Raw genomic sequence first — 13,991 nt, 5'->3', positions numbered from 1 at the left:
GCGGCGGTCGCTACGACAGCCACGCCAGAGGTTAGAAAGACTCCCGCAGGCCAACGGTCAGGTTGAACACCAGCTTGCCCGCACTGCTATCCGGGTCGACGGCGTAGTATCCCTCACGCTCAAACTGGAAGCCCTGGCCCACCGAGGCACCGGCCAACGACTCCTCGACCACCGCATCGGCAAATACGGTCAGCGACTGCGGGTTGATGGTGTCGAGGAAGGTTTTGCCCTCTTCAACTTTGTCCGGATTGGCTTCGGTAAACAAACGATCATACTGGCGCACTTCGCAAGCCCCATTGCGGCTTGCCGACACCCAGTGAATAACTCCGCGTACCTTGCGCCCCTCCGGGTTTTTGCCGAGGGTGTCCGGGTCATAGCTGCAACGAATTTCACTAATCTCGCCACTGGCATCACGAATCACTTTATTGGCGCGGATCACATAGCCATAGCGCAGGCGCACTTCATCGCCGAGCACCAAGCGCTTGTATTTCTTGTTCGCCTCCTCAAGAAAATCCTCCCGATCGATCCACACCTCACGGGTCATCGGAATCGGCCGGGTACCCATGTCATCATTCTGCGGGTGCACCGGGCCATTAAGAATTTCCACCTTGTCCGCGTCCCAGTTTTCAATCACCACCTTGAGCGGGCGCAGCACGCAAAAAGCCCGCGGCGCATTCTGGTTCAGGTCGTCACGAATGGCGGATTCCAGCATGGCCATATCAACAGTGGAGTCGGCCCGGGCCACGCCCACCATGTCACAGAACTTGCGCAGACTGGCAGGCGTATAGCCACGACGACGCAGGCCAGCAATGGTGGGCATGCGCGGATCATCCCAGCCCGATACATGCCCCTCATCCACCAACTGCTTGAGCTTGCGCTTGCTGGTGACGGTGTAATTCAGATTCAGGCGGGCAAACTCAGTCTGTTTGGGCACGGCGGGCAGGGTGCAATGTTCGATCACCCAGTCATACAAAGGCCGGTGCGCTTCAAATTCCAGCGTGCAAAGGCTGTGGGTCACTCCTTCCAAAGCATCGGAAATCGGGTGGGTAAAGTCATACATGGGATAGATGCACCACTTATCGCCGGTCTGGTGGTGATGCACCTTGCGAACCCGGTACAACACGGGATCGCGCATATTCATATTCGGGCTGGCCATATCGATCTTTGCGCGCAGCACCGCCGCACCCTCATCGATCTGCCCGGCGCGCATCTTGCCGAACATCTCCAGATTCTCTGCCACGGAGCGGTCACGGAATGGGCTGGGCTTACCCGGCTCTTTCAGGGTGCCGCGATACTCACGCATCTGCTCCGCGTTCAGCTCATCAACATAGGCCAGACCCTTGTTGATCAGCTCAACGGCACAATCATGGATCTGGTCAAAATAGCTTGAGGCATAACGGATCTCGCCGGCCCATTCAAAACCCAGCCAGCTAACATCACGGGTAATGGCGTCGACGTACTCCTCGGACTCTTTCTCCGGATTGGTATCATCAAAACGCAAGTTGCACTGCCCTTGATAGTCCCGCGCCAGACCGAAGTTCAGGCAGATCGACTTGGCATGGCCAATATGCAGATAGCCATTGGGCTCCGGCGGGAACCGGGTGACCACCCCGGTCTGTCGCCCCTCGGCCAGATCACGGTCGATCAGCTGACGGATAAAGTTGGTAGGCGCAGCATTCTGGTCAGTCATAGTGGGTCGGAACCGGCTGAAATCGAAGGGAGGCTAGTGTACAGTGCAGCCCTTTCCCGTCAAAGCAAAGGAGCCGCCATGAAAGCGCTGCTGCGTACCACCTACGGAGACATCACCCTGGCACTGGACGCCGAAAAAGCCCCGGAAACCGTGGCTAATTTCGTCAGCTACGTTAACGAAGGGTTTTATAATGGCACCATTTTTCACCGGGTGATCAGCAACTTCATGGTTCAGGGCGGTGGTTTCACCGAGAAAATGGACCAGAAGCCGACTAAAGCGCCGATCAAGAATGAAGCCGCCAATGGCCTGTCCAACCTGGTGGGCACCGTAGCCATGGCGCGCACCTCTGATCCGCACTCCGCCACTGCGCAATTTTTCATCAATGTGGCCGACAACCATTTCCTCGATAAAGCCCAGTCTCAAGATGGTTGGGGCTATGCCGTGTTCGGCAAAGTGGTCGATGGTCTGGACGTGCTCAACAAGATCAAAGCTGTTCCCACCGGCACAAGTGGTTTCCACCGGGATGTGCCGAAGGATACAGTACTGATTGAGTCCGCCGAGATTGTGGAGGGCTGATCATGCGCTGGTTATTAGCCGCCCTGCTCTCCCTGTCCTTACCGGCGCTGGCCGACACCGCTCCGCGGGTCGAGCTGGATACCAGTTTGGGCAAAATTGTTCTGGAGTTGGATGCCGAAAAAGCCCCCAACAGCGTGGCTAACTTTTTAAGCTACGTTGATGAGGGCTTTTACAGCGGCACCGTGTTTCATCGGGTTATTCCCGGATTCATGATTCAGGGTGGCGGCTTCGACCAGCAGTATCAGCAAAAGCCAACCAAGGCGCCGTTGGCTAATGAAGCCAATAACGGTCTGCGTAATACCCGTGGCACCATTGCCATGGCGCGCACCCTCGACCCTCACTCCGCTACCGCCCAGTTCTTTATCAACACCGTTGACAACCGCTCACTGGATCATCGTGGCCAGACTCCAGACGGCTGGGGCTACGCTGTATTTGGCAAGGTCGTTGAGGGCATGGACGTGGTTGACCGGATCAGTAGCACACGCACTGGCCAAGGCCGCCTGAACGGATATCCGGTACCGGACGTGCCGATCATGCCAGTACTGATTAATAGTGCCACGCGTATCGTGCCGCCCAAGGCAGAAAAGACAACGCTATGAGTTACACCCTGTTCATTTCCGATCTGCATCTGGACAGCACCCGCCCACGCCACCTGAATGCGCTGGATGCTCTGATCACCGAGCACGCGGGCAAAGCCGAAGCACTCTATGTGCTCGGCGACCTGTTTGAGACCTGGATCGGCGATGACGATGATGCAGAGTTCAACCTAAGCGCCGAAGCCATATTCCGACGCTTTAGTGACGCCGGTGGCAAGCTCTATTTCATGCACGGCAACCGTGACTTTATGCTCGGCGAACAATTCGCCCAGCGCTGCGGTGGCGCACTGCTCGCCGAAGGCACGGTAGTCGACCTGTATGGTCGCCCCACCCTGCTATTGCACGGTGATAGCCTTTGCACCATGGATGAAAAATATCAGCAGTTTCGGGCCATGGTACGCAACGAAGCGTGGCAAAAAGATATGCTGGCAAAACCTTTACAGGAACGCCGCATGATCGCTCAGTTCATGCGCATGCAGAGCCAGCAAGGCAATGCCAACAAAGCGGACAACATCATGGATGTGACGCCTGCAGAAGTACTTCGCGTATTAGATGAAGCCGCAGTAAAAGACATGATTCATGGCCACACTCACCGTCCGGCAGTACATGACATTGAAACCGCCAGTGGCCCGGGGAAGCGTTATGTCCTGGGCGACTGGAACGATACCCTATGGTTTATCATCGCTGATCACCAAGGCAACAACTTGATTGAATCCCCCATCGGAGAACTCCAATGAGTGGCAAAAGTTCGGTTACCGCACGCTGGCATTTCGGCATCCCGATCTACGAAAAGAAGCTGCCCAATTTTTCCTCGCGAGCGCCATCAATCACCCAACATCTTTATCGCCTGAAGGATCAAGACAAGGGTATAACCCGAAGCAATCAGGGCGGCTGGCACTCCAGCGATACCCTGCACCTCACCGAGCACCCAGACAGCAAGTGGCTAATGCACCGGATTCTTCAGGTGGCCACCAACATTATAAAAAGCTTCGAAGACGACCGCCCGTATAAAGAAATTCGCATGGTTGCGGCATGGGCCAACATCAACTACCGGGGCAACTGGAATGCACCACACGAGCACCTCCCCTGTACTTGGTCCGGTGTTTTTTACGTAGATGCGGGAGAGCCTGGCAAGGATAGCGACCAGAACTCACTGGATGGCCAGGTGCTTTTCTTTGATCCATTACCGCTCGGCAGAGAGTGGAAGCGCCCCCCTGCCACTGGCTACAAGCCCACCGCCGGAACAATGCTGCTATTCCCGTCCTTCCTGACCCATATGGTTGCGCCCTACTATGGGGAGAAGCCGCGCATCTCGATTGCCTTCAATATGGTGGTCGACCGCTAACCAAACCTGCGCCAAAAAAAAGGGCCTGATATCAGGCCCTTTTTTATTACCCTCGCGGGAAAGACATCAACTATAACGACGTCTCAGCATTGCCATAAAGCTCAGCAGCGCCAGGAACCCGGCAGGAACACTACCCAGAAACTCGCTATCGCTGGAGCTCTTCTTCTCCGGGATAGTAACCGCGAACTGCTCCACCGCCTCTAGTGGCCGGGCGTTGTCATCAGTCACGATCACCGTCACGGCGAATGTACCGGCCGCTTCCAGAGTGCCGCTAATATTTCCACCTTCATAGAAAAGACCAGCCGGCAGGCCAGACACCTCAACAACGCTGATAATATCTTCCTCATCGTCAACGAACGCATCGGCCACGCTAATCGCCGGAATTTCGGCACCCAGCACACCGTCAATTTTCTTGCTCAAATTGACGACCAAGCGAGGCGGCGTGTTGCTGACCACTTCGACGGAACCCAGGTCAGAGTTTCCACCACTGCCAAAGTTACCGACCAAACCACGCTGATCACGATCATCCGGGCGCGAGCCTTCAGAGCCAGCATCGATTGCCGGACTGCCCGGCAACGGCTCATGCACCAGAGTGAAGCCGCCACGATACCCCAAAGGCGCCAACTGCGGATCAGTCACAGTAACCGTTCCTTCGCTACTACTCCCTTCCGAAATTGCAACGTTATTAGCCATAATTACTGTACTAAAATCCGCACTTACGCTGTAACCCGAACTGTAACCCTCATAGAAATCGAATTGACTGCCGCCAATCTGCACCTCAGCATCATTGCCAGAAGTGAATACCGACCTAACCAACTGCGCCGAGGTGGTACCTTCATCTGTGTCCAGAATACTTAACTGCACTGACGTATCGAAAAGCTCTGAACTGGAAGCTTTGTTGTCCACAAAGGTCGAATGAATGACCGTAATATCGTTGTTAGTCAACTCGATGGCTGCGGGCGCACTGGTGCTTTTGTTGCCTGAAAACGTGGAATTCGAAATATCAATGGAGGAGTAGTTGTCACGACTTGCCCCTATCACCACCACAGCATCTCGCGCCGTGTTACCGGAAATTGTCGAATTGCTGATGGCAATATATCCATAGTCCCCGGTGCTAACACTCAGCACATTTCCATCGTTACTGGAATGACCGCTAATAGTGCTGCTATCGATAGACATTCCGTCGCTGGACTCCGAGTGGGAGAAGATCTCACCCGCAGCTCCTTCCGGCGCGCTATTCCCGGTAACCGTAGACTGGGAAATTGACAAGCTATTGGCGCGAATACTAAAGCCACCATTACTTTCGGATGCACTGTTTTGCTCGATCAAGCTGGAGACGATATCTACCGACTCAGAAGATATTTGCAGACCGCCAGCAGAGTCCGCGCTATTATTTTTGATTACAGCGTTTTCCAGCAGAACAGAGCCCTCGCTATATCTACCGCTGTAGAACTCGATACCACCTCCGGCGGTACTACCTCTCTTAACCAACCCCTTTATATATCCATCATCCGAGGACTCAGCGCGGTTCCCGGTAATGGAGGAGTTACGAACCTCCAGGTCACCCCCTCCATATGAATAGAGACTAATGCCGGCACCATTCTCAGCGACATTGCCAGAAATCCTGGAATCAACAACCGTCAGTTCCCCATCTTGATATTGATTCAGGCGAATACCGCCACCGCGACGGCCTGCGGTGTTACCGTCGATCACCGAGGTTTCAATTAGCAGTGAACCGTAGCGAACATTAATACCACCACCTTCACCACTCCGGCTCCCGGCAACATTATCAGTAATCTGGGAGCCAACTACTTCCAGATCCACATATCTGGCATCGATGCCCCCACCATCACCATAGCGTCCATCTGGACCGACCTGATTGCTGTTACCTGAGATAACGCTATTTACAACATCCACATCACCGGAACGCACCTCGATGCCAGGGCCTCCGCTATTGTTAGTGATGACCACGTCCTCCAGCAGCAGTGAACCGCCGTCAAGATACGCATACAGACCGCCTTCAACACCGTCAGTAATGGATAGCCCTCGCACTATGAAGGTCTCTTCGTTTTCAGCGAAAAACTGAATTACGGCGGTCTCAACGTCTGGCCCGCCTCGAACGGTGATGCCAGTACCAATGATCTCCAAAGAGTCGCTAATCGGCGGCAGCGACGACTGAAGTGAGATATTGCCTGACAGACCCTCCGCGAAGGTCAGTGTCGACGCGGCGCCTTCGTCGTTATTAGCAGCCTCCAACGCATCCCGGAAAGAGCCCGGCCCGGTGTCATCCAGATTGGTGACCACAGGATTGACCGCATGAGCGGCACCAGATGCCAGACCAATGGCTGCTGCCAAGGCTTGCATTCGGAAAAGACTGATTGATTTATCTCCTTTCATACTATTTTTTCCTCTTTTTATGACCCTGATCAATGAACAACCGGCCGCAAAGCCGTTGGAACGAATCTTTTTCTACCAGCTTAAACTGTCGAGATAAAGGCAAAACCCGGTTTCTTCAGTTATTCGATTGCAATGTGCCGGCGCTGCTCATAAAAAAGGGCCTGATATCAGGCCCTTTTTTATTACCCTTGCGGGAAAGACATCAACTATAACGACGTCTCAGTATTGCCATAAAGCTCAGCAGCGCCAGGAACCCGGCAGGAACACTACCCAGAAACTCGCTATCGCTGGAGCTCTTCTTCTCACTGATAGTCACATCAAACTGCTCCACCGCCTCTAGTGGCTGGGCGTTGTCGTCAGTCACGATCACCGTCACGGCGAATGTACCGACCGCATCAAGAGTGCCGCTAATATTTCCACCTTCATAGAAAAGACCGGACGGCAGGCCAGACACCTCAACAACGCTGATAATATCTTCCTCATCATCAACGAAGGCATCGGCCACGCTAATCGCCGGAATTTCGGCACCCAGCACACCGTCAATTTGCTTGCTCAAATTGACGACCAAGCGAGGCGGCGTGTTGCTGACCACTTCGACGGAACCCAGGTCAGAGTTTGCACCACTGCCAAAGCTACCGACCAAGCCACGCTGATCACGATCATCCGGGCGCGTGCCCTCACCGCCAGCATCGATTGCCGGACTACCCGGCAGCGGCTCATGCACCAGAGTGAAGCCCCCACGGTATCCCAGATCCGCTAACAGCGGATCAACTTCATCAGGCGTCCCCTCTGTAGAACCACCCTCACTGACCTGAACACCGTTGGTCATAATCACAGTGTTGAGTTCCGCTGAGACGCTGCCATAGGAATAGGCGTCATTGAACTCGCCACCTCCAACAATGACTTCAGCATCATTGTTTGAGGTAAAGATTGAGTTCGTCAAATTACCTGATCGCGAGCTCTCATTCGTATGCACCAGGCTAAGCTGCGCAGACGACGGGAAGAGCGCCGAGGCCACAGCCTTGTTATCGACAAAGGTCGAGTGGGTGATGCTTGCATCAAAACCACTCACCTGAATCGCCGAAGGTGCTGCGGTGCTTCGGTTGCCAGAGAAGGTAGAGTTATTAATATCGAGGTCGGCGCCGGAGTAGGAGCTCGACTCGAACTCAATCACGGGGTCGCGCGCAGTGTTACCAGAAACCGTCGAGTTTTCAATTACTATGCTGCCCGAGTAACCAGCGTTGACATCCAGCGCAGAGCCCTCATTGCTGGAGTGCCCACTGATCGTAGTGCTTTCGATGGAAAAGTCTGAACCACCAAAATAGTAATGAGCATCAATGTCACCGATGGCTCTACTAGGAGCCTTATTTCCGGTAATCGTAGAACGGGAGATCGTCAAGCTATCGGCATTGAGATCAAAAGCACCATTGCTCTCGCTTGCCGTGTTGCCTTCGATCAGGCTAGAGATAATCTCCACTGATTCAGACCTGATGCGAAGACCGGCATCAGATTCTGCACTATTGTTTTTAACGACAGAGTTTTCCAGCCGGAAAGTACCTTCGTACCTTTGGCCAGTCGAAAAGTCGATGCCACCGCCATCAGAATTTGATTGGTTGCCAATCACTGAAGAGTTGAGAACTTGCAGCTCTCCACCGTAATAAGACCTGAAGAAGATACCCGCTCCGTTATCACCGGCCACATTCCCGGATATAGTGGAGTCAGTGATAGTAAGGTCTAGGCCGGACCCACTCTCTGAAACGTGGAGAATAGCACCACCATCATCACCCGCGGAGTTACCGCTAATCACTGAGCGCTCAATGGTGACATTGCCATTATAGGCATGGATACCACCGCCATCTTCACCGGCGGTGTTGTCGATGATCTGGGAGTCCAGCACATCTACATCGACATATCTGGAATTGATGGCCGCGCCATCGCCATAAGAACCGTAAATCATTTTGGCTCGAATATCTCTGGAGAGTTCGTAGCTATTGCCAGAAATGACGCTGTCCTGCAGTACCAAACTACCGTTACCGCGCACAAGCACAGCAGAGTTGCCAGTGTTCTTGGTGATGACCACATCCTCGAGCAGCAACGAGCCGCCTTCACCAAGGTATGCATAAACGCCGCCGCCAACACCACGGGTAATGGTGAGACCACGCAATGTCAAATCGTCTCCATTATTGGTGGAGAACCTGATAACCGCGTCCTCTGATCTCGGGCCCCGATCGAGGAACTCCACATTACCGGCAGGGGCCCCTTTGATAGTAATACCGCTACCCTCAATGATGGTGGTGTCGCTGATAAGCGGCAGCGCAGACTCCAGAGAAATAGTTCCCGACAGGCCTTCCTGGAAGGTAATGGTGGAGGGGACCCCCTCATCACTCTCGGCTTCGAACAGAGCCTCACGGAGTGTGCCCTCTCCGGTATCGTTTAGACTGATTACCACCGGATCTACCGCATGCGCGGCACCGGACGCGAGGCCAATGGCTGCTGCCAGAGCCTGCAGCCGGAAAAGACTGGCTGATTTTTCCGCTTTCATATTCTGATTTCCTTTTTTTTGATCAGTATCAATGACAAAGCGCTCGCCAAAGCGTTTACCCGACACCCGTTCTACCACTATAGGCTGATGACTTGAAGGAAAAATTGCACTTTAAATGCCTGCTCCAAATCGGTGCGCCATGCATAAAATCATTAGCCACTTTGACTTGAGGCCGTGGCCACACTATGCCAACCTCTGCAAACCCACTCTGGAACGAATGGAATCATGCAGTTAGCCCACCCTTTTATCAGATTGCCTGCACAGTTCGATGCCGAGCGACTGCGTGAAGAAGTGAACGCGATCCCGGAGTCCGCCTGGAATCCACACCCACAAGGCTTTCCCGGTAATTCAGCGCTGTTGCTGATTGCCCGCGATGGCAATTCTCGCGATGACGCTCTCAGTGGTGCCATGCTGCCCACGCCCAACCTGCAGGCGCTGCCCTATCTGAATCAGGTATTGGCCTCGTTTAACACCACCTTTGGTCGCACCCGCCTGATGCGCATCGACGGCAATGCCGAGGCCAACTGGCATATGGATGCCAACTATTACTGGCACCAGCGCGTGCGCCTGCATGTGCCCATCCAAACCAATGAATCAGTGCGCTTTCACTGTGGCGATGCGGACGTGCATATGCGCGCCGGCGAGTCGTGGATCTTTGATACCTGGCGCATGCACAACGTCTTCAACCCACACCCTGACCGGCGCATCCATCTGGTTGCGGACACCACCGGCTCAGCCCATTTCTGGCAGCAGGTAGCGCGAGGCCTTGCGCAACCGGGCGCCGCAGGCGACTGGCAGCCAGACCCGGTAATGCAGTGGAACCCGGCTATCGAGCCAAACCTGCTCACCGAGCGCTATAACACCCCCGAGGTAATGTCCCCCTGGGAGATGCGCTATTTGAGCGAACGTATCCTTAAGGATGTGCCCAACCCACTGGACGAGGTGGCGCAGCGAGCATCAGCGCTGGTAGAAGCCTTTATATCTGACTGGCACTGCCTATGGAGCCACTATGGCCCCGACCCTGCCGTTGCCTCGTACCGACAGCGCCGGGACCAGTTTGCCGAAGATGTGAAAGCTCTGCCCGAGCTTGCCCTGAACAACAAAATGGGCCTTCAGAATATGCTCTGCCAGGCGTTGGTGTACCCGGCGGTAGCTACCGCAGCGGCTGCCGCGGCGCCAGCGCCAGTAGCCGCGACGACAACGGCAAGCCAGACACGCCCCCCAGAGCCAGAAGAGCTATTCGACCGCCCGGTATTTATCGTGGCTGCGCCACGCAGCGGCAGCTCCTGGCTGTTCGAGACCCTGAGCCAATCTGCTGGACTGCTAACACTGGGCGGCGAAGGCCATGGTCAGATCGAGTCCATCGGTCCGTTAAACCCACGGCAAAACCAGCGTTGGCACAATGCTCTGGATGCCGACGATGCCAGCGAGGCGGTGGTCGCACAGCTAAAAGCTAACTATCTGGCCGGGCTACGCACCCATCAGGGCGAACCCGTTCAGGCGAAGGTACCTTTTCGCTTTCTTGAGAAGACGCCCAAGAATGCCCTGCGCATCGGCTTCCTGAAGAAAGCCTTCCCCAAGGCACGATTTATCTGGCTGCACCGCGACCCGAAGGAGAATATTGCCTCCATTATCGAAGCCTGGGGTTCGGGCCGGTTTGTCACCTACCCCCAACTGCCGGACTGGTCTCGCCCCTGGTCGCTGTTGCTGCCTCCCGGCTGGCAAGCCCTTAAAGATAAGCCCACCGGACAAATAGCCGCGTGGCAGTGGGCCACCACCAACGACACCATTCTCAGCCAACTGCAACAACTGGCGGATGATGACTGGACTCAGGTCAGCTATCAGCAGCTGTGCCAAGACACCGAGAGCACATTGCAGCAGCTGTGGGACTTTATTGGCGTCGATGCCCCCGCTGCCCCCAAGGGTGATGTGCTGTCCCAACACACCCTGACGCCGCCGTCTCCGGACAAATGGCGCAAGCATGAAAGTGATATCGAAAGCAGCCGCGACATCTGGCAGCCGATTGAACAACGCATCCATGGACTTGAGCAGCCCGCAGCACCCGCTGCCACACCAACCAGCACAGAAGGAGAGCTGCCGATGAGCCAGCCCGACGACAGCTCGGCAACGGACACCCAGGAACCACTGGATTTTAGCTCCGTATTTACCACTTCCCTGCCCCCGCTACTGCGTCAGGGCGGGTTCAGTCTGCTGGTGACCACCTATCAGGCCGGCAAGCTGATTGTGGTCCGCCAGCAGGACAACCAGATCAACACCCACTTCAAGCTGTTCCGAAAGCCCATGGGGCTGTGCGGTGATATCAATAAGTTTGCCCTGGGCTCGCTTAACCAGATTCAGGAATTCAGAAACATGCCGGCGGCGGCGCCGTTTTTGCCGGCGGACACCAAGCACGATGCCGTATATGTGCCACGCCAGACCCATATCACCGGCGATATCGACATCCACGAAATGGCCTTCGATGGCGACAACCGGCTGTGGTTCGTCAATACCCGGTTCTCTTGCCTGTGTGTACGCGATTTCGACCACAGCTTTGTGCCCATGTGGCGCCCACCATTTGTCAGCGCCTATGCACCGGAAGACCGCTGCCACCTGAATGGCCTGGCCATGCGTGATGGCAAACCACGCTATGTCACCATGCTTGGTAAAACTGACAGCAAGGGCGGCTGGCGTGAAAACAAGCGCAACGGTGGCCTGCTGATGGATATCAGTGACAACCGGATTATTGCCGAAGGGCTGTCCATGCCCCACTCGCCACGCTGGTACCGCAACACACTCTGGGTGCTTGAATCCGGTGAGGGCTCGCTGAGCAAGGTGGATCTGGCCAGCGGCAAGCTGGAGCACGTTTGCAAACTACCCGGCTTTACCCGTGGTCTGGACTTTGTTGGTGACTACGCCTTTATCGGCCTGAGCCAGGTGCGTGAGAGCGCCATATTCAGCGGCCTGCCGCTGACCGAGCGGGATGAGCCGCGTCAATGTGGCGTCTGGGTGGTTAATATCGTCAGCGGCGAAACCGTTGCCTTTCTGCGCTTTGAAGGTTCGGTGCAGGAGATTTTTTCGGTGCAGCCAATTATGGGCGCACGCTTCCCGGAAGTACTCGAGAATGACCACCCGCTGGTCAGCACCTGCTATGCGCTGCCGGACGATGCTCTGACTCAGGTGGATTACACCTCTATTGAGCAAGCTCGCGCCGAAGCGGCGGCAAAGAAAAACGCAGAGCCAACCACTAGCTGATCAGGCCGGCACGCCGGAATGGAAACGGAATTCCGTATCCGGCGTCTCGATCAACTCCTGCTCAAGCGCCACAAACTGTGCCACCCGTGCAGAAATATCCTCGCCGGCATACAGCTCGGCCAGTTTCAGATAATCCTCGAAATGGCGTGACTCGCTTTTCAGCAGGTAGTGGTAGTACTTGCCCAGCTCATCATCAACAAACGGCGCCAGGGCGGCAAAGCGCTCACAGGAACGGGCCTCGATCAACGCGCCAATGATCAGCACATCCACCAGCCGGCCCGGCTCATCGTTGCGCATCTGCTTGCGCAGTGACGCCGCATAGCGGGACGGCGAAAGATGGTCGTACTGCACACCGCGCTGACGCATCAGCTGGATCACCTGCTCAAAGTGCAGCAGCTCCTCACGGGCCAGCTGGCTCAACGCATCCAGCAGTTCGGGGCGGTCCACATAGCGGAACATCAGATTCAGGGCCGTACTGGCCGCCTTCTTTTCACAGTGGGCATGGTCAATCAGCACAATATCCGGGTGCTGCAGCGCCCAATCGATCCATGCCTGCGGCGTGGCACAGGGCAAAAAGGCGCGGATCGCTGAAATATCGTGCATCAGAACACTCCGTTGGGGCACTACCATTAAAAGCGCGGCGATTATAAGTCAGGTTACGACGCTTTGCGCCCCGCCGGGTGACAGGCATAATCCGCCGCCATGAGTGACAACAACGCCTCACCCAAGGATCGACTGCGTGGCCAGATGGCCGTACTCGCCCTGCGCCTGCTGGCGCTGTTGCCGCTGGCGCTGAACCGCCGTCTTGGCGCACTGATCGGCTGGTTCGCCTGGCTCCGTGGCGGGGAGTCACGCCGGGTCAGCCAGATCAACGTGGATATCTGCTTCGCCGACCTGCAGCCAGCAGAACGGGCTACGCTGGTACGCCAGTCGATGATCGAGACCGGTAAGGGCGCCATTGAGCTGGCCTACCTCTGGCTGCATCCACAACGGGCCCTACCGCTGATTCGCCGCATCGACGGCGACCAACCACTGCGCGACACCCTCGCCAGCGGCAGGCCGGTTATCGTTCTGGCCCCGCATCTTGGCTGCTGGGAAATGGTCAACTTCTGGCTATCCAGCGAATTCGACCTGCACGCCATGTTCAAGCCGTCCAAATTCGAGCAAGTCAACGCGCTGGTAGGTAAAAGCCGCAGCCACTTCAAAAGCACCCTGCACCCGGCCACCGCCCGCGGCGTAGCCGGCGTAGCCCGGGCCCTGAAATCCGGCCCGGTGGTAACGGGCATCCTGCCCGATCAGGTGCCAGACAAGCGCAGCGGGGATATCGCTCCATTTTTTGGCCGACCCACATTTACCGGCACCCTGACCTGCAAACTACTTCAGCAGAGCGGTGCCCGCGCCTTCATGATGTTCGCCAAACGGTTGCCCGGCACCGAAGGCTACGAGCTGATCATCCGCGAGCCAGATCCCGCCATCTACGATGCCGAGCTTGATAGCTCACTGGCAGCCATGAACCGCTCCATCGAAGCGCTAATCCGCGAGGCACCGGAGCAATACATCTGGAACTACAAGCGGTTTCGCAGGAAGAAGATT

Annotated in this window: 10 protein-coding genes; 6 read left to right on the top strand and 4 right to left on the bottom strand. The window is 55.9% G+C overall.

Annotated elements, in window-relative coordinates; all coding sequences use genetic code 11:
- Positions 1-31: 31 nt before the first annotated feature.
- On the bottom strand, positions 32-1,690 hold the full coding sequence (locus tag J1C54_RS13815) for a glutamine--tRNA ligase/YqeY domain fusion protein (RefSeq protein ID WP_229148942.1): 1,659 nt from the start codon (positions 1,688-1,690) through the stop codon (positions 32-34).
- A gap of 78 nt (positions 1,691-1,768) precedes the next feature.
- Between J1C54_RS13815 and J1C54_RS13810 the strand changes: the two genes are divergently transcribed.
- Genes J1C54_RS13810 through J1C54_RS13795 form a run of 4 tightly spaced genes read left to right on the top strand, consistent with a single transcriptional unit; the run spans position 1,769 to position 4,207 of the window.
- A complete protein-coding gene (locus J1C54_RS13810; protein ID WP_229148940.1) occupies positions 1,769-2,266 on the top strand; it encodes a peptidylprolyl isomerase in 498 nt (165 codons plus the stop codon).
- A 2-nt stretch (positions 2,267-2,268) separates the two neighbouring features.
- Positions 2,269-2,865, top strand: a complete 597-nt coding sequence (locus tag J1C54_RS13805; RefSeq protein ID WP_229148937.1) for a peptidylprolyl isomerase — start codon at positions 2,269-2,271, stop codon at positions 2,863-2,865.
- Positions 2,862-3,599 carry a UDP-2,3-diacylglucosamine diphosphatase gene (locus J1C54_RS13800; protein ID WP_229148935.1) on the top strand — a complete coding sequence of 246 codons (738 nt, stop codon included), beginning with the start codon at positions 2,862-2,864 and terminating at the stop codon, positions 3,597-3,599. The genes J1C54_RS13805 and J1C54_RS13800 overlap by 4 nt, the downstream gene beginning before the upstream one ends.
- The gene (locus tag J1C54_RS13795) at positions 3,596-4,207 is read left to right on the top strand and encodes a TIGR02466 family protein (protein ID WP_229148933.1); all 612 of its coding nucleotides are present in this window, start codon (positions 3,596-3,598) and stop codon (positions 4,205-4,207) included. Before J1C54_RS13800 ends, J1C54_RS13795 begins: the two co-directional genes overlap by 4 nt.
- A gap of 66 nt (positions 4,208-4,273) precedes the next feature.
- Here the strand turns inward: J1C54_RS13795 and J1C54_RS13790 are convergent, their stop codons facing one another.
- Positions 4,274-6,604 (bottom strand): right-handed parallel beta-helix repeat-containing protein, encoded by a 2,331-nt coding sequence (locus tag J1C54_RS13790; RefSeq protein WP_229148932.1) that lies wholly within the window; start codon positions 6,602-6,604, stop codon positions 4,274-4,276.
- 202 nt (positions 6,605-6,806) lie between these two features.
- Positions 6,807-9,146, bottom strand: coding sequence for a choice-of-anchor Q domain-containing protein (locus J1C54_RS13785; protein ID WP_229148931.1), 2,340 nt, complete (start codon positions 9,144-9,146; stop codon positions 6,807-6,809).
- A 225-nt stretch (positions 9,147-9,371) separates the two neighbouring features.
- On the opposite strand from J1C54_RS13785, the gene J1C54_RS13780 reads away from it, so the two are divergent.
- A complete protein-coding gene (locus J1C54_RS13780; RefSeq protein WP_229148930.1) occupies positions 9,372-12,398 on the top strand; it encodes a TIGR03032 family protein in 3,027 nt (1,008 codons plus the stop codon).
- Here J1C54_RS13780 and J1C54_RS13775 read toward each other — a convergent pair whose 3' ends face one another.
- Positions 12,399-13,001 carry a tRNA-(ms[2]io[6]A)-hydroxylase gene (locus J1C54_RS13775; RefSeq protein ID WP_229148929.1) on the bottom strand — a complete coding sequence of 201 codons (603 nt, stop codon included), beginning with the start codon at positions 12,999-13,001 and terminating at the stop codon, positions 12,399-12,401.
- A 99-nt stretch (positions 13,002-13,100) separates the two neighbouring features.
- On the opposite strand from J1C54_RS13775, the gene J1C54_RS13770 reads away from it, so the two are divergent.
- The coding region (locus J1C54_RS13770) for a lysophospholipid acyltransferase family protein (protein ID WP_229148928.1) at positions 13,101-13,991 on the top strand (891 nt) is incomplete at its 3' end.

Source organism: Alcanivorax sp. 1008, from assembly GCF_020667895.1.
In the GTDB taxonomy this organism is placed as follows: Bacteria; Pseudomonadota; Gammaproteobacteria; order Pseudomonadales; family Alcanivoracaceae; genus PGZG01.
This window is presented reverse-complemented; position numbering and strand designations above follow the sequence as displayed.